Raw genomic sequence first — 21,635 nt, forward strand, 5'->3', positions numbered from 1 at the left:
GATACAAGATCATCCTCTCGGTCGATTTTTGTGTCCCCGGGGCTACCAAATCAATCCACCGGCCGCGCCTTCATCCACAGAAACAGCGGCACGCGCGTCCACTGCTTCAACTGGTCCGTATCCGCCTGGTCGGGCGGCGGCTCGCGCAGCGACACGATCGCGAACCCGGCCGCTTCCAGCGCTTCCATGTACGCCTGCAGCGGCAGCGACCAGCCGGCGAAGTGCATCGACAGCCCGTCGCGCGTTTCCACGCCATCGAAGTGCTCGCGCCCGAAATAACTGCCCTTCAGCACGAACGGCGCATCGGGTTGCGGCCCCGCGAACCCGCCGCGATCGCGGAACGGATGCACGAGCGAGATGAACAGCGTCCCGCCCGGCTTCAGCACGCGACGCGCCTCGTTCAACGCGCGCTGCATGTCGTCGAGGTCCATCAGCACGTTGTACGCCATCACGAGATCGAAGCTGGCCGCGTCGAACGGCAGCGACGCCGCGTCGGCCAGCTTGTAGCGATGCGCGGAATCCGCGTGACGCGCGGCGTCGAGCATCGCGGGCACCACGTCGGTCGCGGTCACGTCGTAGCCGAGCGCCTTCAGCTCGCGGCTCACGCGGCCTTCGCCGCAGCCGATCTCCAGCGCGCGGCCGGTATCGCGGCCAATATAGGCCGCGAGCCCCGCGCGGTATTTCCAGAACGCGTCGTGCCCCGGCTTGCCGGCCCAGTCGATCCATTGGTCGGCGACTTGCGTCCAGTGTTCGGTGATGGCTGTCGTGTCGGTCATGTGCGCTCCCGCCCGGTGGGCGTCGTTGGCTCAGGATGCGCATGGTAAGCCGAAGCGGCGGAACGCGTGAGCGGGCGGCGCCGCTTTGCCGGTTTCCGTTTCCGGCCACGACGTTCTACAGTGACATAAAACAATCCGCGCCGTTGCATGTCGCCGCCGCCCGACGATGCGCACCCGATTCCGAGGACATCCCATGCCGAGCATCCTGGCCGCGCCCGCCAACCTCCCCCCGAGCCCCGTCGCGGCCGAAACGCGCATGGTGCACGACGTCGCGACGCTCAAGCCGTCCGACTACCGTGCGGCGGACGGTGCGTCGTGGGTCATCGCCACCCTCACGCCGGCCGCGGACAGCGGCACGAACGTGACCGGCACGACCTACTTCGACACCGCGAAAGGCCGGACCGTCGCGGTGCCCGACGCCCGGCGCCGCTATGCGAATCGCGGCACGTGGCAGGTCGTCGCGAGCTCGAGCCCTTCCGTGCCCACCACCGGCCGCTACGACTGGCTGACGCTCGCCTGGCTGCCGATCAACCGGCGGCCGCTGCCGCAAACGCCCGAGCACCTGTATTCGCCGTTCATTCGCGGCGGCACGATCGTGTATCGATGGAATCCGGCCGCGGAAGGCGGCGAGCAGTTCGGCAACGTGCGGATGATCTTTCCGGAATGGACGCAGCAGGTAGCCGACGCGTTGCGGGCCGCTCCGGCAGCGTCGCCGGACGGCGCCAGCGTGTCGGCCGCACCACCACCGCTCGATCGCCTGAAAGCGGACACGAATCCGATGACCGCCGTGCTCGACTTCAGCGATGCACTGCGTGACGAGCCGGTCGAGAAGGTCGTCGCGCAGCTGCCGGGCTTGCTGCGGGTGAAGGATCTGCACGAACTGTCGGCAATCGTGTTCCTGTGCCTGTCCGGATCACGCGCCGAAGACCGGCCGCGCTTCGCGGAAATGATCAACGGCTCGATCGCGTCGACCGACGACAGCGCGCGGCTACTTGCGATTGCCTATGGCGCATTCGCGGCCGGCCGGGCACGGCCTTATCCGTTCAACGATGCAGCGCAGACGGCACGTATCAACGACGTATTCGGCGCGTTGAAGCGGCGGACGGCGGCACTCAACGTGCCGGTCGGGGAAGGCTCGCCCTGGTACGAGTTCTTCACCGCGTATCGGCTCGGCGGGGCAGTGTCCGGCAACGGTCAGTGATCGCCTGCGCGGGTCAGCGCCGCGACGGCAACGCCGGATCGCCAGTACCCGCACGCGCTCGCGATGCGGTCAGCCGGTTGTTCGTCCGCGCATAACGCCGCGACCCATCAACACCGAATCGATTTTCGATTTATTCGACCTTTTGAATCGAATCGTCTCGTGCTAGATTCCCGCCCGGCCACAGAGCCATCTCAAATAACCCGAACTAAAAAAGACCAAATCATGAAATCTGTATTCCGTCATGCCGCACTGGCACTGGTAACGATCGGCTTCCTGTCGGGCTGCGCGAGCAGCGTGACACGCGACGCCAGCGATCAGGCGGGGGCCATCGCAACGGCATCGACGCCCAAATTCGGCTCGAAACCCGTGATCGTGCAAGTCACGCTAGACAACGCCGCCCAGGAAGCGCTGAAAGACAATCTGAAATTCAGCCCCGAGAACCTGAAAGGAAAAATCGAAAGCGCGCTGGCCGCACGCAAGCTGCTGGCAAAGGCGGATTCGACCGATGCGATGCACCTGAACGTGGAAGTCAACGGCATTCGCGTGCGCTCGAGCTTCTCGGCCGTCATGTTCGGCTTCATGGCGGGCAACGATCATGTCGACGGCACCGTGACGCTCGTCGACGCCGACAATCATCAGGTCGACCGCTTCAAGGTGTCGGCTTCGTATGCGCTCGGCGGTATCGCCGGCGGCATGGACGATACGCGCCTGAACTGGCTCTATGAGAAGTTCACCGAGAAGACGCTGACGACGCTCGAACCGGCGGCTGACGCACAACAACAGGCAGACGCCGCGCAGGCGAAGAAGCTGTAATCGTCGACGCCCGACGGGCCGCGCAAACGAGCAGCGCAAGCTGAACGTAGCGGCCCGCGGACGCAGTGGTGGCGGTGTCGCCGGGGGGCGCGGTGCGCAGCGCCGCGTCATGGTTCGTCATGTGTCTCCTCCATCGGGTGATCCCCGCCGACCGCAGGCCGGCTTCATGCAATTCATGCAATGCGCGAGTGAATGCCCGGTGCTCGCATCTGGCAGCGGTCCTATTCCGTTTGATCAGCCGACATGAGTCGGTTCGCGGCCGCGCCCACCGGCCGCCACCAGGCATTCACGCCCGCACGCTTGACGACAAAAAATCGGCCGCCCGGGGAGAGCGGCCGTCAAGGAGAGATCCCTGTACGGGATGCCGGCGGACACCACTCCGGACCGGCCTGGGTATTGTTGATGAACGCGATTCCGCTGACCATCAGACCGGTCTGATTTGCAGCCTGCCCGCCTGACAATCACCGTGCCCCGAGCCCGCCACCTCGGCCGAATCCGCAACGCGTCGTTACGTTCTCGACGGGAACCCCCATCCGCGGCGAGCTGTCGAATCGCCGCAAGACCGTCGACGGCTTCGTCGCCGTGGCGGACAATCCCCTCTCCAGCCCCGCTCGATTACGTCCCGCCCTTTCATGCTGAGCATTGGTCCTTTCTCGATCCGCGTCGTCGCGGTAGCTGTCGCCGCGCTGCTCGCGTGGCTCGTCGCCCGTTTCATCCAGCGCCGCCCGCCGGACGGACATCACAAGACCGCATCGAGCCTGATCCTCGATGCGTTGCTGCTCGGCCTGCTCGCCGCACGTATCGGCTACGTCGCTCAGTGGTGGCATGAATACGCCGCCGCGCCGCGCTCGATCATCGCGCTCGGCGACGGCGGCTTCGACTGGCGCATCGGCCTCGCGGCGGGAATCGTGTTCGCGGGCTGGCGCCTGCGCCGCCTGCCCGCGCTGCGTCGCCCGGTGATGGCCGGCATGCTCGCGGGCGTCGCCGCATGGGGCATCGCGCAGGGCACGCTCGCCACGTTGCAGCACGGCGCGCCGCCGCTTGCCGCATTGCAGCTCGAAGCGCTCGATGCCACGCCCGTGCCGGTGCAACGCTTCGCGGGCAAGCCCGTCGTCGTGAATCTTTGGGCGACATGGTGCCCGCCGTGCCAGCGCGAAATGCCGATCCTCGCGCAGGCGCAGCAGGATCATCCGGGGATGACGGTGCTGATGGTCAACCAGGGCGAAGACGCGCAAGCGGTGCGCGCGTTCCTCGAACAGAAAGGGCTGCGGTTCGATCACGTGCTGCTCGATCGCACGCTGCACGCGATGAAGACCTACGGTTCGCGCGGGCTGCCGACGACGCTCTTCTTCGACGCGAAAGGCAATCTCGTCGAATCGCACATGGGCGAGATCACCGCCGCGCGGCTGAAGGATGCCGTGGCGGACCGCTTCGGCCAGTAACGCGCGTCGTCCGAAGGGCAGCCGCGCCTTCACGTCCGCGCCTCGACCGCAGCCGGCGGGGCCGGACCGGGACATGCTCCGGTAGATGGTCGCGCTGCACGCGCCAGGCCGGATCGAGCGCGGCGGAAGGTGTGACGCCGAAATCAGACTCGTCCGATTGGCCCTGCCGGATGCCATCCGTAAACTCCGGCGCATGATTTCCTCACTCCAGTCCACCTTCGACGCGCTGCGCGACACCGTCGCACGTTGCACCCGGCGCCCCGCGTTCCTCCGCAACCTCGACATCGTGGTGCTCGCGCTGATCGTCGCGAGCGTGCTCATCGTGATGGCCGACAGCGTGCACGATCTGCACGAACGGTACGGCCATGCGCTCTATGCGGCCGAATGGGCTTTCACCCTGCTGTTCACGGCGGAATACATGGTGCGACTGCTGTCCGCACCGAAGCCGCTGCAGTACGCGCGCAGCTTCTTCGGCATCGTCGATCTCGTGTCGATCCTGCCCACCTATCTCGCGTTCTTCTTCCCCGGCCTGCATGCGCTGATCGACGTCCGGCTGCTCCGGCTGCTGCGCGTGTTCCGCATCCTCGGGCTGTCGATCTACCTCGAGGAGGGGCAGATGCTGATGCGGGCACTGACCCGCGCGCGGCGCAAGATCTTCGTGTTCATCGGCGGGATGTTCGTGCTGGTGGTGATTCTCGGCACCGTGATCTTTCTCGTCGAAGGGCCCGAGAACGGCATCACGAGCATTCCGGTGGGCGTGTACTGGGCGGCCGTGACGATGAGCACGACCGGCTACGGCGACCTGACGCCGCATACGCCGCTCGGCCGGCTCATCACGTCATGCGCGATCCTGCTCGGCTACGGGATCATCGCGTTTCCGACCGGGATCATGGGTGCCGAGCTGGTTGCATCGGCACTGGAGCGCACGCGGGCCAACGCACGGCAAGCCGTGGGCGATGAGCCGTGCTGCCCGCATTGCGGCGTCGCGCTGCCTGAGCGCGGCACGAGCGACACGCCGCATCGAAAATAGGCCCCGTCCTATTCAGCTTCACCGCCCCCTGGTCGAAACTGGGTTCATCGAGCGGTTCGGTCGCGGAAGCGCCGGTCGTCACGACATGCGATGCGCATCGCGTATTCGCCGCTCGTCTTCCAGCCATTTCGATAAGGAGTTCACATGATCATTCGATCGACCCTGGCGACGCTCGTCGCTGCCACGTTGACCACCGCCGCTTCCGCGCAAGTCCTTCAGGAAAAGAACCTGTCGCTGAACCTCGCGACCGAAATCGCGCAGCAGACCATCCAGGCCTGCTCGGCCAGCGGCTACAACGTGGCCGTCACCGTCGTCGACCGCAGCGGCATCGCACGCGCGATGCTGCGCGCCGATCATGCCGGCCTGCATACGGTGGATGCGTCGCAACGCAAGGCCTACACGGCGCTGTCGACGAAGACGCCGACCGGCACGCTCGCCACGAACCTGCAGAAGAACCCGGCCGCCGCGCAGATGACGGCCATCGACGGGTTCCTGGTGCTGGGCGGCGGCGTGCCGATCAAGGCCGGCGACGAAGTGATCGGTGCGGTCGGGGTCGGCGGTGCGCCGGGCGGGCATCTCGATGAAGCCTGTGCGCAGCAGGGGATTGCGCGCGTTCAGGCGAAATTGCTGTAACGGCTATGCCCGGATTCTGGCAAGTCGAACCGGCAACGCAACGTTACGGCGTTACGACTCCGGTTCCGGGCGCCGCCGTCGAATGTCTGCCATGCGGGGCCGTGTCCCGCCCAGCGCCGCCAGACGTCTGGCGGCCTGGACACGCACCAGCGTGTTGATGACCTCCCGCAACAAGTCCGCTTCGTTCACCCCTGGTCCGGCCGTTTGCACAGCCTTCGCAAAGAGATCGCCGTCGATCGTCACAGTGAGCCGCATGGCCTGCCCCTCATCCCGCCTGCCCGCCCAGCGTCTGCACGAACGCCGCCAGCCCCGTCAGCATGATCTGCACGCCCACGCACAGCAGCAGGAACGCCGACACCCGCATCGCCACTTTCGTCCCCTCGCTGCCGAGATAGCGCGCGAGCGTCGTCGCGCGGCTATAGATCTGCCAGATCGCGAACGCGACCAGCGCCGCGACTGCGATCGACACCACCCCCGACGCCAGATAGTCGGCAACCGTGCGCGCACGGTTCGCATGCAGCGCGATGCCGGCCGCGATCGAGCCGGGGCCGATCGTCAGCGGCACTGTGAGCGGGAAGAATGCACGCGCCATCAGCTTCGGCAGATCGTCGCCATGCGTCGCGCTGTCGCCACCCGGCACGTCGGGCGCGTTGAGCATCGACCAGCCGGCCACGGCCACCGCAAAGCCGCCGCCGATCCGCAGCGCCTCCATCGAGATCCCGAAGAAATTCAGCACCGGCGCGCCGATGAAGAAGATCACGAGCAGCGTGAAGAACACGTTCGTCGCGAGCTGCTTCGACAACGTCGCGCGCTCGGCCTCCGTCAGCGATTGCGTGCGTTCGAGAAACACGAACGCCATGCCGAACGGATTGATGATGCCGATCAGGCCGGTAAAGCCGAACAGGATTTCGGGGATTAGGCGGTCGATCGGCATCGCGATCGTGCTCCTCGGTAACGGACAGGGAATAAAAAAAGCGACCGGTCTCGATGACTGGCCGCCAAGAGGACATTCCTCAAAGTCCGGCGCGCACGGGGGGCACGCCGGCCCGCAGAACCCCGATTGTCGATGAAGCGGGGCGCGCGGGAAATCAGTCGAGTCTGATTTTGCGAGACGATGCGGGGCGCGACTCGCCGATGCAAATGGCCGAAGGGTCTCGCCGCATGTCGGACGCATGCTGAAAAACACGCGGCAAAAAACGGCAGCAGCCGACGTCGTTGAAATCGCTCGAGCTGGCGATCACGAAGCACACGGGTCCATCACAGGCGCCGCATTCTCCACCGCCGTCGCGCCGGCATGGGCCACTGCCTCATGATCTGCACAAGGTGCTTTCCGACACCGCGTACCGGTCTAATGGCGCAATTGCACGGGCGCTCCAGGATGGTGACTTGAAGGCTGCCCGCACGGAGATTCATAGCATGCGCGGCGCGTTCGCGATGATCGGCGAGCACGATTTCTCCGGTCTTTGCGCATCGATGGAAGCGTTGGCGCTGGCGGGCGACGCGGCGGCGTTCGCGCGTGAGTTCGAACGCTATCGGCACGACGCGAATGAGATCCTCGTGCGACGGGCAGCTGGCGAGTCACAACAACCAGCCGACACGCTTTCTGACATATCGGCGACGAAGTGACGAGGTGGTTCGTCGGCGCAACTGCCCTGGAACCGTTGCACATCAAGCATGCAAGACATCGGCCGAATGGCCAATGTCGATAAAACCGTACAAGACCGATATCAGACAGCAGTCAATCTCGGTAGAGTGGTTGCACGTTTTCGCTTCGAATGTTCAGTCATTTCGACATGCCGATCATGGAACGGAATGGCGATCGAAATCCGCTGCGTAAACGAGCGCGGCCCGCAGGTGACAACAACACCTGCGGGCCGCTGACCACAACCAACTCAACCTAGGAGTTGACCATGGCTGGCGCGAATCATAACGCACCGACGTATTTCCGCGATTGTTTTTTCTCCCCGCAATCGTCCTCTCAATCTGCCCGCCTCGTCCCGCACCTCAGGCTGACCGACATGGCGCCGCCTGTCATGTATCTGTGGACGAAATTGTCCGGCCGATGGATCGAGGCAGCGGGTTTCGATCCCGAGCAGCGCTTGCAGATCGAGGTATCGCACAAGCGGCTGGTGATTACCCCGATCGATGATGCAGGTAGCGATCATGGCGCAAAGCACGAACGCCCCGATGACGATCCCGCAACGGGACGTCAACTGGAATCGGTGATGGCAGGAGAAGCACAATGAACCACGACGCCCCGAATCAACACACCGACGACGTACCGGCCGATTTCGACTTCTACGATGTCGGTGAACTGGCGGCCAAGTCCGCGCTCGTGCTGAAGCTCAATGCGCTGATCGCATCGCGCGGCCTGAGCGAAGACGAGGCAGCTGCGCTGGCCGAGATGACCCGGCCCGTGGTCACACCCGAGCAGCGCGACAGGCTTCGGAACGTTTCGCTGGAAACGCTGATGGTGACGCTCGCATCGCTCGGCCAGCATGTGGAAATCGTGGTGCGGCCAGTGGGGAAATCGGGGCCGGCGGGTATCACGGTTTCGGTCTGACAGCTGTCGGAGTAGACGGAAAGTCGTGTGTGCGGCGGCCTGTTCCGGCCGCCGCCATAGCAGTTCCGGCACCACACGCCTTGAATAGATCAGTGACGAATCGCGACGAATGTCCTCAGTGCACCGACAACGTGCTTGTCGACCCGGATTTCGATGATGCCCAGGAACTGACGGCCAATGCCGCACCCGCCCTCAAACTCAACGAACTGATCGACTTGCGCGGCCTGACTCAAATCGAGGCGGCATCCATCATCAGCATGACGCAACCGAAGACGTCTCAAGTGCGTCGCTACACACTCCAGAACATTTCTCTGGAGCGGCTGATGCAAGCGCCGGTGTCGCTGGGCCAGCATGTGGAAATCGTGGTGCAGCCTGCAAGACGCTCGCGTTCGGCTGGTATCACTGTCGCAGCGTGACCAAGATCCCGCCCTGGAAAGGAAGTGTGTAGTACCGGAATATCTTCGGCGCTCGCATAAGGCAGCGTTAGGAGTAGCGCCATCAATGGATAGCATGACTGCGACCGGGCCCAACGGTCGCCGCCGGAGACACTCCGGGACCACACCTGTTCAATTTAACGTGAACGAAAGTTACAGCTAATCGGACCAGGCTGATTCTGCGATGCGTCAGCGCACGCCAGCCATCGCGCTACGTTCGTCCCTGACGCACACTATTCGGCCACCCGCTGAAACGATTCCAATACAAACAAAAAACGGGCTGCCCGCCTATCCGTCGCAAAAGCGACAGACAGTCCGAGCAGCCCTTCACATACCACCGACTTACTGCTGAATCGTCGCCTGCGACGCAAGCTTCTCGACCAGCGCAGCCATCGCCCGCTGTTCCGCCTGCGCTTCGAGCTGCTGGCGCAGTACGTTCTTCGCCGCGTCGAACGTCGGCACGACGGTCTTCCGCTTCTCATCGAGCTTCACGAACGCGAAAGCATCGCCTACTCGGATCGGAGCCGAGATAGCACCCGGCTGCAGCGTCGTGATCGCCTGCGCGACCGGAACCGGCACGCCAGCCGTATTCCCTTCTGCCACCGGCGTATGCAGGTCGGCCCACTCGGCGATACCGCCGTTCGGCGTCGTGTTGAACTTCTTCGCGAGCGCGTCGAACGCAGTGCCCTTCTTCAGTTCCGCGACGATCTCGTTCGCCTCTGCCGGGCTGCGCACGGCAATCACTTCCGCGCGGTACTGAAACGGCGCGGCGCTCGCGACGATCTGGTCGTAGCGCGCCTTGACCTGCGCGTCGGTCACCGGCTGCGGGCGGGCCATTTCGTTCAGGTAGAGATCCGTCGATGCGATCGTGCGGGCACGCATCACGACCTTGTTCACTTCCGGACGGACGCCGTAATCCGCCTTTTCGGCAGCCTGCTCGATCAGCTTCTGGATGATCAGGTTCTGCTTGACCTGTGCGCGCAGTGCCGGCGTGTCGGGCTGACCGGACGTCTTGATCGCTTCGTCGATGTCGGCACGCGGAATCGGCACGTTGTTCACGACCGCCTCGACGCCCGGCGGCAATGGCGAATCGGGTTTCGGGCCGGCGGCGCGCGCAGCAGGCATGCCGCCGGCACTCGCGAGTGCGATCAGGGTGGATACGATGGAAAGGTGATGCTTCTTCATGAAGTGCCCTTCATTGTGGAGTGGAAAAGCCGCGCAATGACGGCGACTGGGAAAGCGGCGTGGCCGCTGCAGGCAGCCGAGCGGGTCGGTGCCGGGATGGCCGCACGCAAGCGAATGCGCGACGGCATGTCGGGAACGTGACGCGGGCGCCCGCAGACAGACGTGAATGCCCTGCGCTCGCATGAGGCATGCGTTCTCCCAACCTGCGACCTGAAGGGTCGATGAACGGCCGAGCCCACCGGCCGCCGCAAGGCATTCACGGTTGTCCGCGCGACACGCATCGCTCGATCGGTTCGATCGGCACGTGCATGCGGCCGGGAAAAAGACGCTGCCCGAAACCGGGCAGCGCATTGAACGAAGCCATGCTTCGGATACGAGGTATCGGGCACATACCATGCGGCCGCCCGACCTGCGCATTGTCGAAGAACGATGGGTGTCCGCACAATCAGCCGGGGCCTAATCCACATGATTCCGTCGATCGTGCGCGCGACAGGGTTGTCCGTGTTCATGCGAATGCATCCATCGGCATCGCGCGCAGGTTCATCGTCACAGCATCGAACATCGTCTGTCCTCTCAATCGAGTCGAGGCCGAACGTCCCGGCCCCGAATGTCTCGCATTAAAAACGCAGACGACATCGATCTCCATCAGACAGGTCTTACATCGCCCCCGCGATACGCCTGAATCAGACTCGGCCTACGCACACACGCCCAACGAGCCTCCCGGCAACTTGCGCCACGGTTCCGTACGATTCCGACTCGTCAGAGCATCCGTTTAGGACTTGTCCGATTCAATTGCCGACGGTACCTGCATAAAGTGGAGTTCATCACGGCACCGGGCCTTCCACCGCAACCGGAACGACAGCCCGCGATGCCATCCGGCGCCATGCTTCGCATCGCGAAGTGTTGTCAGCCCTCCCCGATTCACGATGCAGCCGATCGCCGCCCGATGCGCGAACGGCTTTCCGGAGAGAACCCACATGCAGATCACCACGCACGACATGCCCACGCTTGCCGACATTCCCCGACTGCCGGTCGATCTCGCCGATGCGGCGCAAACCGTAGCGATCGAAGCGGAGGCCGCACCCGGCACGCTCGACGAATCCGTCGCCGCAGCCACGCAAACGCTGATCGAGCGCGGCGATCTCGCGCGCGCCGCCGAGCTCGCGCTCATGCACTGGCAACAGCATCCCGCATCGCCCGCAGCGGCGTTCAATTTCGGTTATGCACTTCAGGTGGCCGGGCGTCACGCGGAAGCGATCGTTCCGTATCGCAAGACGCTCGCGCTCGCCCCCGCGTGGCCGTCGCTGAAGAACAATCTTGCACTCGCGATCCGGCTGTCGGGCGACGATCCCGACCTGGAACACGCATTCATCGAAGGTGCGCTCGACGACGATCCGAACAACGCGCAGGCGTGGACCAACGCGGTCATCACGCGCCTCAACCGCTTCGACCTGGACGGCGCGCTGCGCGCGGCCACCCGTGCCGCGACGCTTGCGCCGGATAGCCCGCTCGCGGCCAACAACGCGGCCACCGCACTCAAGGAAGCGCAACGATGGGACGAAGCCGAGCAGTACGCTCGGAACGCATGCGCGCTCGATCCGCACGACCTGGCGCACCGCCACAACCTGTCGCTGCTACAGCTCGCGCGTGGCGACTTCGCATCGGGATGGGCTGACTACGAGGCGCGCTGGCACGGCGCGGGAGAGCTGCGCGGCACGCAGCCCGAGTTTCCGCGACCACGCTGGTGCGGCGAATCGCTTGCCGGAAAGACGCTGCTCGTATGGGGCGAACAAGGTATCGGCGACGTTCTGCAGTTCAGCCGCTACGTGCCGCTGCTCGCGGAGCGCGTGCATCGCGAAGGCGGGCGGCTCGTGTGGAATGCGTTTCCGCAGATGGGCGCGCTGATCGAACGCAGCCTCGGCGATCACGCCGACGTGTTCGATACCACCACCCGCGTCGAGCACCTGCCCCACTTCGACTACGAACTGCCGCTGATGAGCATTCCGTGGATGCTCGGCCTCGACACGGAGGCCCTCTTCACGTCCGTGCCGTACCTCCATGCGGACGCCGGCGCCACCGACGCGTGGCGCCACGCGTTGTCCGGCGAGAAGCGACTGAAGGTCGGCCTCGCGTGGACAGGCAGCCTCAACCATCAACGCAACCGCTTCCGCCGGGTCGGGCTCGAGCGCTATGTCGATGCGTTTGCCGGCCTGCAGAAGGACGTCGCGTTCTACTCGCTGCAACCGGGCGCGCAGCACGACGTCGAAGCCGCCAAATCGGCCGGGTTCGACGTGACCGACATGACGCGCGAATGGAAGACGCTGGACGACACCGCCGCGTTCGTCGGTGCGCTCGATCTGGTGATCACCGTCTGTACGTCGGTCGCGCACCTGAGCGGCGCGCTCGGCCAGTCCACCTGGGTGCTGCTCGATGCGAACCCGCATTGGGTCTGGCAGCATGATCGGCGTGACAGCCCGTTCTATCCGAGCGCGGCGCTTTATCGCCAGCGGACGTTCGCCGACTGGCAACCCGTGCTCGACGAGGTGGCGGCGAATCTTCGGGGTCTCGTCGACTGACACGCCGGCGCTTGCGTGCGCTGCAACCGCTGCATCGTCTTGAAGGTCAACGCGTTCGTCGTCGGCAACGCGAACGCGCTCATGATCAAGCTGTCTCTTGTGCTACCGATCTACGGCCGCGAAAACACCATCACACGCCCTTGCACACGCTGGAGCTTGAGCCAGCCCATGTCGGCGGTGAAACGCAATTGCTGCAGCGGGAAGTCGAACTGCGCATCCCCGGCGGCGCTCACGACCGCATTGGCGATCCAGCGGATCAGCGCCTTCCCCTCTTCGGTCGTCACGCTGCCATTCTGCACGCCGTAAAAATAGCGATTCCCGGCGTTGACTTCGTTCTGCAACTGCATCCAGTGCCCCGGCAATCCCTGCAGGGTTCTGAACAGGTCGGCGACCCGTTGCGTCGTGAGGCCGCGCGCCCACAGCGCGCCGTTCGCAGCCGGCCGCGCCAGGTTGTGGCGGTCCGCGTCCTGGGCCTGCTCCTTGATCTGTCCCCGCAGGGAATCATCCTTCGACATGCCATGCTCCTCATGGTGATGAACGCGGGAGAACAACCTCGCGCGCGCCGCATGCACGATACGCCCATTACGAGAAGTCATCGCCTGTCAGCTATGTCAGGCTTCCCTATCGACCATCCGTCCCCTTCACGCTTTCTTCTTCCCCTTCAGCACGAACGCCGTCGCCGTGCCCCCGCCATCGCGAACCGTATCGTGATTCCATTACCGGGCGGAAGAGGTTTCGGGTATATCCGTCGCGCAAGCATCTCGACGCGAAGACGCGCGCGTGGGTGGATTTCATGAAGGCGGAACTGCGTGCCGCGCTCGCCGGACCGTGCGGCGGCAACCGCACGGACGACGACGCAGCCGCGCCGCCCCCCCCGGCGCGGCCGCCAGGCCCCCGCTTACGCGACAGCCTTCACCGCCGGCTGCACCCCAAAAAACGTCGCCTGCGCCGCTTCGTCCGCGCGCGCATACGCACGGTTGATGCCGCTGATCACCGCGCGGATCGACGCGGTCGTCAGGTTCGCATCGATGCCGACGCCGAACGCGCTGCCGCGTACGCCCGTGCCGGCCAGCTCGGCGATCGCAATCGCCTTCGCATCGGCACCCTGCGACAACGCGCGCTCCTCGTAGTGCTGGATCCGCAGCGGCGTACGCAACGCATGCATCAGCGCATCGAGCGGGCCGTTGCCTTCACCACGCAGCACGCGGCGCTCGCCGTGCACGTCGGCGGTCAGCACGATCGTCTCGCGGCCGTCGCGCTCGGTCAGCTCATGGCCGACGTAACGCAGCGGCGCATCGCTTTCGACATATTCCTGCTGGAACAGCGACCAGATCTGCGCGCTCGTCACCTCGTGCCCGCTCTCGTCGGTCAGGCGCTGCACGGCCGCGCTGAAATCGACCTGCATGCGGCGCGGCAGCGCGACGCCGTAGCCCTGTTCGAGCAGATACGCGATGCCGCCCTTGCCCGACTGGCTGTTCACGCGAATGATCGAATCGTACGTGCGGCCGAGGTCGTTCGGATCGATCGGCAGATACGGGACTTCCCATACAGCGTCGGCACGCTGTACCGCGAAGCCCTTCTTGATCGCGTCCTGGTGCGAGCCGGAGAACGCGGTGAACACGAGGTCGCCGACATACGGATGGCGCGGGTGGACCGGCAACTGCGTGCATTCCTCGGACGTGCGCGCGACTTCGTTGATCTGCGAGAAGTCGAGGCCCGGGTCGACGCCCTGCGTGTACAGGTTCAGCGCGAGCGTGACAAGATCGACGTTACCGGTGCGCTCACCGTTGCCGAACAGGCAGCCCTCGATCCGGTCGGCACCGGCCATCACCGCGAGCTCGGCCGCCGCGACCGCGGTGCCGCGGTCGTTGTGCGGGTGCACGGACAGGATCAGCGAATCGCGGCGCGCGAGGTTGCGGTGCATCCATTCGATCTGGTCCGCGTAGAAGTTCGGCGTGCCGACTTCGACGGTGGCCGGCAGGTTCACGATCGCCTTGTGCTCCGGCGTCGGCTGCCACACGTCGAACACGGCGTCGCAGACTTCCTTCGCGAAATCGAGTTCGGTCGCCGTGAAGGTTTCCGGGCTGTATTGCAGCGTGAAATGCGTGTCGGTCGCGGCGTCGGCGAAGCGCTTGATCGTGCGCGCGGCGTTCACCGCGAGCGCCTTCACGCCGTCGCGGTCGAGGCCGAACACGATCTTGCGGAATTCCGGCGCGGTCGCGTTGTACAGGTGCACGATCGCGCGCTTCGCGCCGCGCAGCGAGTCGAACGTGCGCTCGATCAGGTCGTCGCGCGCCTGCGTGAGCACCTCGATCGTCACGTCGTCGGGAATGTGGCCGCCTTCGATCAGCTCGCGCACGAAGTTGAAGTCGGTCTCGGACGCCGACGGGAACGCAACCTCGATCTCCTTGAAACCGATCGCGACCAGCGTCTTGAACATCCGCATCTTGCGCGCGGCGTCCATCGGCTCGAACAGCGCCTGGTTGCCGTCGCGCAGGTCGGTGCTCATCCAGATCGGCGCCTTCGTGATCGTGCGCGACGGCCACGTGCGGTCGGGCAGGTTGACGGGCGTGAACGGTCGGTATTTCGTCGCGGGGTTCTTCAGCATCATGATGTTCGGTCCTCGGTCTGTTTATCGGTGAAGCGCGGCGCGGCAGCCATCGTCGGCAGAAGCCGGCTGCACGCACAGCGGTAAAAACGGCAAGAAAGCGGCACAACGGCAAAGCGGTACGGCGAACGACAGCCTTGGCGGTTGAGCGACCGGGACGGAGCGGAGTGGTGACGGAAGAAAGACGAACTCAGGCGCCGGTCGACAACCGGGGCCAGGTCAGTGATGCGGGGGAAATCTGGCGCTTCAGGAAAGAAGCAGATGGAAAGCGCGCAGCCGCAGACCCAGCCCGGAGAAGCGGGCTAGTAGTCGTAGCGAGAAGAGGGGCTGGGCGGCTTGCATGGCCGAAATCAAATCACAGGGGGATGGGGGCTGTCAACGGGCTGGGCGCATATGGCGCCGAATTCGATCGTTCAGAATCAGTCCCGTCCGATAGGCGGCGCGCGGCCCCGTCGATATGCTTCATGGGTGCGGCGCCGGTGAGGCCCCTGTTCACGTTCGGAGTGAGTTGGTCTACGTACTTCGCCGGTTGCCGCACCCCCTCCTGTTGCAATCAATCGGGTTTCGGTGTGGGCGTTCGGTGGTGGCCGGTGGGCGCGGCCACGACAGAGAAAGATGGTGTTGAAACGCTAACGCTGCCATATGCGAACGCCGAGCGTCCGCGCCGAAGCCCGATTGCCCCCGCCTCCCTGCCTGCTCCGTCTGCGCAGCCGCGCATCGTTCAGAAAAACGATACACCCGTCGATATAATTTCCCGAATATATCGAAATACCAACCATTAAAGACATTTCATTAAATCGATTAACCCCGATTTTCGATTTACTGAACAATAGCCATTCCTCATCGAATATTTTTTTATTTATTTTTCGGCATGCTCGATTCGTCGCGTTTCAAACGGCAAACGTTTGCGCGATACAGTTCGAAGCCTTACCCATCATTCCTCAGGAGGAAAGCATGGCCGATTCTCAAACGTCATCCAATCGCGCCGGCGAGTTTTCGATTCCGCCGAATACCGATTTCCGCGCGATTTTCTTCGCGAATGCCGCCGAGCAGCAGCACATCAAGCTGTTTATCGGCGACAGCAAGGAACCCGCCGCGTATCACAAGCTGACGACGCGCGACGGCCCGCGTGAAGCGACGCTGAATTCCGGCAACGGCAAGATCCGCTTCGAAGTGTCGGTGAACGGCAAGCCGTCGGCCACCGATGCGCGCCTCGCGCCGATCAACGGCAAGAAATCGGACGGCTCGCCGTACACGGTCAACTTCGGGATCGTCGTGTCGGAAGACGGCCACGACAGCGATTACAACGACGGCATCGTCGTGCTCCAGTGGCCGATCGGCTGACCTGACGCGCACCCGACGACTCCCCCCGCCGACCGCCTCCGGGCCGGCCGGCGGTTGCGCGCCGCAATGAGCGGCACCTCACCCTTTGCATCGAAACACGCCCTACCAACGGAGACATCCATGCCCCTCCTTTCGGCTTCGATCGTCAGCGCACCCGTGGCGACCTCGGAAACCTACGTCGACATCCCGGGCCTGTACATCGACATCGCCAAGGCAGAGATTCGAGACGGGAAACTGCAGGTCATCCTCAACGTGCCGACGCCGTACGCGACCGGCAACAACTTCCCCGGCATCTATTTCGCGATCGCCACCAACAAGGGCGTCGTCGCAGACGGCTGCTTCACCTATTCGTCGAAAGTGCCCGAAGCCACCGGGCGCATGCCGTTCACGCTCGTCGCGACGATCGACGTCGGCACCGGCGTCACGTTCGTGAAGGGCCAGTGGAAAAGCGTGCGCGGCAGCGCGATGCATATCGATTCGTACGCGAGCCTGTCCGCGATCGGCGATACGGCCGCGCAATCGTCGTCGTCCGGCAGCGGAAGCGGCGAGACCGGCGCGGGCGGCAATCCGGGCGGAACGGGTAGCGGCACGATCGGCGGCGGCGGCGAGCGCGACGGCACGTTCAACCTGCCACCGAACATCAAGTTCGGTGTCACCGCGCTCACCAACGCGGCGAACGACCAGACGATCGACATCTACGTCGACGACAACCCGAAACCGGTCGCCACGTTCAAGGGCGCCGGCGTGCAGGACCAGAACCTCGGCACCAAGGTGCTCGACTCCGGCAAGGGGCGCGTGCGCGTGATCGTGATGGCGAACGGCAAGCCGTCGCGGCTCGGCTCGCGGCAGGTCGATCTCTTCAAGAAGTCGTACTTCGGGATCGTCGGCTCGGAAGACGGCGCCGACGACGACTACAACGACGGCATCGTGTTCCTGAACTGGCCGCTGGGCTAAGCACGATGACGCGCGGCGCGGCAGGCAGCGCGCGCCGTCGTCGAATCCGCAATGGCGACGGGCCAACCCCACATTGCGAACCGATTCATTCGAGCAGTCAGTCGTAGTTCCACTGCTGTACTCCGTGCGCGACAATGGCGAAATCCATTCACCGGCCGCGCAACGCGAGACCTTTCATCGAGACGAGGACGACATGTCACAACCGTTTACCCATGACGATCTGTACGCCCTGCTGCAACTCGCCGGCAACGATGCCACCGCCGTCCAGGCGAACGGCGACCAGGCGGTGCTCGACCGCATGCGCCAGTTCATGACCGCGCAGCTCGTGGAAAAGCTGCCGCAATACGATGTGTTCGTCGACATCGCGACGATCCCGTACAGCTTCGACGTCGGCAGCTGGCAGAACAAGGTGAAGGCCGATGCGGCCGGGCAGGTGGTCGCCTGCACGGTGACGTGGGCCGGTGCGCCCGGCGTGCTGCCCGGCGCCGCGGCGAAGTTCGGCGTCGGCGCGGTGGTCAATTACTTCTCGAAAGCGACGCCGCAGCCGCAACCCACGCAGCCGGATCCCACGACGACCGGCGGCGGCGAACGCGACGGCGTATTCAACCTGCCGCCGAACATCGCGTTCGGCGTGACCGCGCTGGTCAATTCGTCGGCGCAGCAGACGATCGAGGTGTTCGTCGACGACAACGCGAAACCGGCCGCGACGTTCCAGGGCGCCGGCACGCAGGACGCAAACCTGAACACGCAGATCGTGAACTCCGGCAAGGGGAAGGTGCGTGTGGTCGTGACGGCGAACGGCAAGCCGTCGAAGATCGGCTCGCGTCAGGTCGACATCTTCAAGAAGACCTACTTCGGCCTGGTCGGGTCGGAAGACGGAACGGACGGTGACTACAACGACGGCATCGCGATCCTGAACTGGCCGCTGGGTTAAGCAGCATCACGTAGCAACCCATCATCGCCACGCCGCCCGGCGTGGCGATTCATTTCAACGCGCGTGCTCGTCTCTTCCGCCACGCGCGACAGCCCTGATACCTTCAGTTCGGCCGCATGTAACGATCGAAATTGTTGATGTATTCGTCGAGGTGGAGTTCCAGTGCCTTCCTGTATTCATCGCAGAAATACTGGATCGTTTCTTCCCGCATCGCTGCCATGTCCGCACCGGACCCATGGCCGGACGCACTGAGCCATGCGTTGAATCGTGCGGTCGCATACATCATCGACGCACTGACTTTGCCGCGACTCGGCGCTTTTTGAAGCTGCTCGTTCGATAGCTCGATGTGCTCGTCCGCACGAGCATAGAAATTTTCGTCGACGTCCATGGCTTATGCGCTGCGCGTTAAGTGAAAGTCCTTGTCCGGCATTTCAGGGGACTGCGCCCGTTGCGGTTCGGATCTTCTCGAACCGCTTCGGGGTCGACAGGTGGGCACCGAGGCGCGCGATCGTCGACGCGAATGACCACTCGAACGACGATTGCGACGAAGGCATCGTGTTCCCGAACCAGCCACCGAGTCAAGGTCGGCATCCTGCCTTCCGCCGCCACGCCGCCCCGCGCGGCGATCCGCAAGAACGATCAAATGCCCCCTCCGCCGATACCATATAGTCCGCTCGACACCCTCATTGGCGCGCCATGAATCCAATTGGACAAGCACTCTGGTTTATCGAAACCGAGCTGGACCGCGAACTGACGCTCGACAGGATTTCCGCCAATTGCGACATGACGCGCTTCGGCTTCTCGCGCCTGTTCTCGATGAATACCGGCTGGCCGGTGATGCGCTATGTCCGGTCGAGGCGGCTGACGCGTGCGGCACACACGTTGGCGCAAGGCGCGCCGGACATCCTGCAGGTGGCGCTCGATGCCGGCTATGGCTCCCATGAGGCGTTCACGCGCGCCTTCCGCGATTGCTTCGGCATCACGCCCGAGGACGTGCGGGCACGGCGCACTCTCGACGGATTGTCTCTTGTGGAGCCGCTACGCATGAAAGAACTGAAACTCATCGACGTTGCACCATCACGCTTCGAAGCCGCCGGAAAGCGGCTGATCGCCGGCATGAGCGACCGGTACACCTTCGAAACCAACGAAGGCATTCCGGCGCTGTGGCAAGCGTTCATCCCATACATCGGTACCATTCCCGGCCAGGTCGACGACGTGACTTACGGCGTATGCTGCAACCCCGATGCGGATGGCAGCTTCGAATACATCGCAGGCGTGGAAGTGACGAGCCGCGACCGGTTGCCCGCACCATTTCGCTGGGTCGAACTCGAACCGCAGCGGTACGCGGTCTTCAAACACGTCGGGCACATCTCCACGCTGCACCAGACGTTCTACAGCATCTGGAACGGCTGGCTGCCGACGTCGGGATTCAAGGCGGTCGACGCGCCCGAGTTCGAGCGCTACAGCGCGGACTACGATCCGGTGACGGGCGCCGGCGTGCTGGAAATATGGCTGCCGGTCGAACCTGCTGCGTAAGCGGTTTGCCCTGATCGGCCGCGACGGGGCGCGTCGCGGCCGGCACCTCGCCAATCGTCACCCGGCCCGCGATCCAGCGGGCTTCGACATCGCCACCGGCTGCGGCCACTCAACCGACGCCAGGCGCGTGCGTGCATCGAGCACCACGCGATTGAACGCGACGCGCTGTTCGCCTCTCAGCTTCGCTGCCTTGCTCGCCTGCATCAGCGCGACCGGGTCGACGAGACGGGCATACCGCCGGACCTCGAAGTGCAGATGCGGCCCCGTGGCCGTACCCGTACTGCCGACCGCACCGACACGCTGGCCGCGCACGACCCGCATGCCGGTTCGCAGCGTCGGCTCGAATGCCGACAGGTGTGCGTAGTACGACGCATAGCCGCCGTCATGACGAATCACCACGTACTTACCGTAGCCGCGCGGCTCGGTGCCGATGAACGTGACGACGCCGCGCTCCGACGCATGAACCGCACGCCCGGCCGGCGCCGCGAGATCGACGCCGGAATGCACATGGCGCGCGCCGGTGACCGGATGCACGCGCGTACCGAAATGCGAGCTGATCCGCTTTGCGCTGACCGGCATCGCAAACCGCGCGCCGGCGAGCGGCACGCCGTCGAGGTCGTAATAGGCGCCCGGCGCGCCGACATCGGGCGCAAACCACACGGCCGCGACGTGCTCGCCGCGCAAGCGAAGCTCGAGCGCCGTCACGCGCACGCCGCCTGGCAGCTTTGCGTTGCCGTCGGGTTCGTAGGCGACGCGGAACGTGTCGCCAAGTGCACCGCGCTGTTTCAGGTCGATGCGACCGGCGAGCATGCGGGTGATCTGCGCGGCAACGCCGGCCGGCAAATCCGCACGCGCCAGCGACGCCTGCAGGCTGCCGACGATCGCGCCGCCACGCGCGCCGCGCTCGGCTTGCGCGAACACGAACGGCTCGGCGGCGGCAAGATCGACGGGACGCCGTTCGAACGCAGCCTGCTCGCCCGCGACGGGCAACGCCGACGCAAGACCGTAATCGAGCCTCGATGCGTACGCGCGCTCGACCGCCCCGCGCGCCGCATCGCACAACACACGGTAAGCCACGCAGGCACCGAAGCGCGCCACGGGGTCGTCGCGTTCGCCGGCCGTCGGCACGGCCAACGCATGCGACGTGTAGGCCACGTCGAGCGGCGCGGCCGTCGAGGCGTGCAAGCCGCCCCACGTCGTGCGCGCGGCATTGAAAAAGGGCACGTCGACAAGGTCGGCCATCACGGGCGAAAACGGCGCGGCGTCGTGCGACGCATGTGCCACCACACCCGGTTCGCCGGCCACACAGGCCGCCGCGATGACACCGCGCAGCAGCGCGCGGCGCACCGGGAAACCGTGAACGCCGCGCCGTGTGGGTTGACCTTGTTCGCGTGCGAGACGGAAACGCAGGTCTAACCGCATGACGTCGTCACTCGCTGTCTGTCAGTGAAAAATCGGGAAAGAACCGGGTATCGCGGAGGAGCGATCGTCGCGACCCGGCAACGTGAAAACGAGTGTAGCGGCGCGATCGACGCGGCTGAATAGGACTAGTCTCATTTAATAGCAAAGCCACTTAGTACAAAACCGAAACCTCGATTTCGCGGCC

Annotated in this window: 22 protein-coding genes; 15 read left to right on the plus strand and 7 right to left on the minus strand. The window is 64.7% G+C overall.

The genetic code is table 11. The features are described from left to right. Nucleotides 1-50: 50 nt before the first annotated feature. Nucleotides 51-776 carry a methyltransferase domain-containing protein gene (locus F3J15_RS07310; RefSeq protein WP_166889330.1) on the minus strand — a complete coding sequence of 242 codons (726 nt, stop codon included), beginning with the start codon at nucleotides 774-776 and terminating at the stop codon, nucleotides 51-53. 193 nt (nucleotides 777-969) lie between these two features. Here F3J15_RS07310 and F3J15_RS07315 point away from each other — a divergent pair, with 193 nt between their 5' ends. From F3J15_RS07315 to F3J15_RS07335, 5 genes are all read left to right on the plus strand, one after another. Next, the gene (locus F3J15_RS07315) at nucleotides 970-1,977 is read left to right on the plus strand and encodes a hypothetical protein (RefSeq protein WP_166889332.1); all 1,008 of its coding nucleotides are present in this window, start codon (nucleotides 970-972) and stop codon (nucleotides 1,975-1,977) included. A 222-nt stretch (nucleotides 1,978-2,199) separates the two neighbouring features. Next, entirely contained in the window at nucleotides 2,200-2,790 is a 591-nt protein-coding gene (locus F3J15_RS07320; protein WP_166889482.1) for a DUF4410 domain-containing protein, read from the plus strand. Nucleotides 2,791-3,422: 632 nt separating this feature from the next. Then, a complete protein-coding gene (locus tag F3J15_RS07325) occupies nucleotides 3,423-4,232 on the plus strand; it encodes a TlpA disulfide reductase family protein (protein ID WP_166889335.1) in 810 nt (269 codons plus the stop codon). 193 nt (nucleotides 4,233-4,425) lie between these two features. Continuing rightward, entirely contained in the window at nucleotides 4,426-5,262 is an 837-nt protein-coding gene (locus F3J15_RS07330) for an ion transporter (RefSeq protein ID WP_166889485.1), read from the plus strand. Nucleotides 5,263-5,406: 144 nt separating this feature from the next. Continuing rightward, entirely contained in the window at nucleotides 5,407-5,895 is a 489-nt protein-coding gene (locus F3J15_RS07335) for a heme-binding protein (RefSeq protein WP_166889337.1), read from the plus strand. 265 nt (nucleotides 5,896-6,160) lie between these two features. On the opposite strand, the gene F3J15_RS07345 is transcribed toward F3J15_RS07335, so the two are convergent. After that, nucleotides 6,161-6,829 (minus strand): NAAT family transporter, encoded by a 669-nt coding sequence (locus tag F3J15_RS07345; RefSeq protein WP_166889343.1) that lies wholly within the window; start codon nucleotides 6,827-6,829, stop codon nucleotides 6,161-6,163. Nucleotides 6,830-7,218: 389 nt separating this feature from the next. Between F3J15_RS07345 and F3J15_RS38090 the strand changes: the two genes are divergently transcribed. The 4 genes from F3J15_RS38090 (at nucleotide 7,219) to F3J15_RS07365 (ending at nucleotide 8,874) form a co-directional block, all read left to right on the plus strand. Continuing rightward, the gene (locus F3J15_RS38090; protein WP_345891467.1) at nucleotides 7,219-7,521 is read left to right on the plus strand and encodes an Hpt domain-containing protein; all 303 of its coding nucleotides are present in this window, start codon (nucleotides 7,219-7,221) and stop codon (nucleotides 7,519-7,521) included. A gap of 284 nt (nucleotides 7,522-7,805) precedes the next feature. Beyond that, on the plus strand, nucleotides 7,806-8,141 hold the full coding sequence (locus F3J15_RS07355) for a SymE family type I addiction module toxin (protein ID WP_166889348.1): 336 nt from the start codon (nucleotides 7,806-7,808) through the stop codon (nucleotides 8,139-8,141). Continuing rightward, on the plus strand, nucleotides 8,138-8,458 hold the full coding sequence (locus tag F3J15_RS07360; RefSeq protein ID WP_166889353.1) for a helix-turn-helix transcriptional regulator: 321 nt from the start codon (nucleotides 8,138-8,140) through the stop codon (nucleotides 8,456-8,458). The genes F3J15_RS07355 and F3J15_RS07360 overlap by 4 nt, the downstream gene beginning before the upstream one ends. A 92-nt stretch (nucleotides 8,459-8,550) precedes the next feature. Then, complete coding sequence (locus F3J15_RS07365; protein WP_166889356.1) at nucleotides 8,551-8,874, plus strand: helix-turn-helix transcriptional regulator; 324 nt, start codon at nucleotides 8,551-8,553, stop codon at nucleotides 8,872-8,874. A 360-nt stretch (nucleotides 8,875-9,234) separates the two neighbouring features. On the opposite strand, the gene F3J15_RS07370 is transcribed toward F3J15_RS07365, so the two are convergent. Next, nucleotides 9,235-10,077, minus strand: coding sequence for a peptidyl-prolyl cis-trans isomerase (locus F3J15_RS07370; protein ID WP_166889359.1), 843 nt, complete (start codon nucleotides 10,075-10,077; stop codon nucleotides 9,235-9,237). On the opposite strand from F3J15_RS07370, the gene F3J15_RS07375 reads away from it, so the two are divergent. Next, nucleotides 10,066-10,218 (plus strand): hypothetical protein, encoded by a 153-nt coding sequence (locus F3J15_RS07375; protein ID WP_166889362.1) that lies wholly within the window; start codon nucleotides 10,066-10,068, stop codon nucleotides 10,216-10,218. The genes F3J15_RS07370 and F3J15_RS07375 overlap by 12 nt on opposite strands. 836 nt (nucleotides 10,219-11,054) lie before the next feature. Next, the gene (locus F3J15_RS07380; protein WP_166889365.1) at nucleotides 11,055-12,653 is read left to right on the plus strand and encodes a hypothetical protein; all 1,599 of its coding nucleotides are present in this window, start codon (nucleotides 11,055-11,057) and stop codon (nucleotides 12,651-12,653) included. 110 nt (nucleotides 12,654-12,763) lie between these two features. Here F3J15_RS07380 and F3J15_RS07385 read toward each other — a convergent pair whose 3' ends face one another. Further along, nucleotides 12,764-13,168: a peptide ABC transporter ATPase gene (locus F3J15_RS07385; protein WP_124818244.1), complete on the minus strand. Its 405-nt coding sequence runs from the start codon at nucleotides 13,166-13,168 to the stop codon at nucleotides 12,764-12,766. Nucleotides 13,169-13,551: 383 nt separating this feature from the next. Continuing rightward, nucleotides 13,552-15,261 (minus strand): 2-isopropylmalate synthase, encoded by a 1,710-nt coding sequence (leuA, locus tag F3J15_RS07390; protein ID WP_205190725.1) that lies wholly within the window; start codon nucleotides 15,259-15,261, stop codon nucleotides 13,552-13,554. Nucleotides 15,262-16,215: 954 nt separating this feature from the next. On the opposite strand from leuA, the gene F3J15_RS07395 reads away from it, so the two are divergent. The 3 genes from F3J15_RS07395 to F3J15_RS07405 all read left to right on the plus strand — a co-directional run bounded on the left by F3J15_RS07395 (nucleotide 16,216) and on the right by F3J15_RS07405 (nucleotide 18,493). Further along, on the plus strand, nucleotides 16,216-16,605 hold the full coding sequence (locus F3J15_RS07395; protein WP_027790003.1) for a fucose-binding lectin II: 390 nt from the start codon (nucleotides 16,216-16,218) through the stop codon (nucleotides 16,603-16,605). Nucleotides 16,606-16,725: 120 nt separating this feature from the next. Then, nucleotides 16,726-17,559, plus strand: coding sequence for a fucose-binding lectin II (locus F3J15_RS07400; protein ID WP_166889371.1), 834 nt, complete (start codon nucleotides 16,726-16,728; stop codon nucleotides 17,557-17,559). Nucleotides 17,560-17,752: 193 nt separating this feature from the next. After that, a complete protein-coding gene (locus tag F3J15_RS07405; protein WP_089448365.1) occupies nucleotides 17,753-18,493 on the plus strand; it encodes a fucose-binding lectin II in 741 nt (246 codons plus the stop codon). 103 nt (nucleotides 18,494-18,596) lie between these two features. On the opposite strand, the gene F3J15_RS07410 is transcribed toward F3J15_RS07405, so the two are convergent. Beyond that, a complete protein-coding gene (locus tag F3J15_RS07410; RefSeq protein WP_166889374.1) occupies nucleotides 18,597-18,881 on the minus strand; it encodes a DUF3144 domain-containing protein in 285 nt (94 codons plus the stop codon). A gap of 308 nt (nucleotides 18,882-19,189) precedes the next feature. Here F3J15_RS07410 and F3J15_RS07415 point away from each other — a divergent pair, with 308 nt between their 5' ends. Further along, nucleotides 19,190-20,029 (plus strand): AraC family transcriptional regulator, encoded by an 840-nt coding sequence (locus F3J15_RS07415; RefSeq protein ID WP_166889377.1) that lies wholly within the window; start codon nucleotides 19,190-19,192, stop codon nucleotides 20,027-20,029. A gap of 57 nt (nucleotides 20,030-20,086) precedes the next feature. Here F3J15_RS07415 and F3J15_RS07420 read toward each other — a convergent pair whose 3' ends face one another. Then, complete coding sequence (locus F3J15_RS07420) at nucleotides 20,087-21,451, minus strand: M23 family metallopeptidase (protein WP_166889380.1); 1,365 nt, start codon at nucleotides 21,449-21,451, stop codon at nucleotides 20,087-20,089. Between the last annotated feature and the right edge of the window lie 184 nt (nucleotides 21,452-21,635).

The sequence above is a fragment of the Burkholderia sp. Ap-955 genome (genome assembly GCF_011753045.1).
Taxonomy (GTDB): domain Bacteria; phylum Pseudomonadota; class Gammaproteobacteria; order Burkholderiales; family Burkholderiaceae; genus Burkholderia; species Burkholderia lata_D.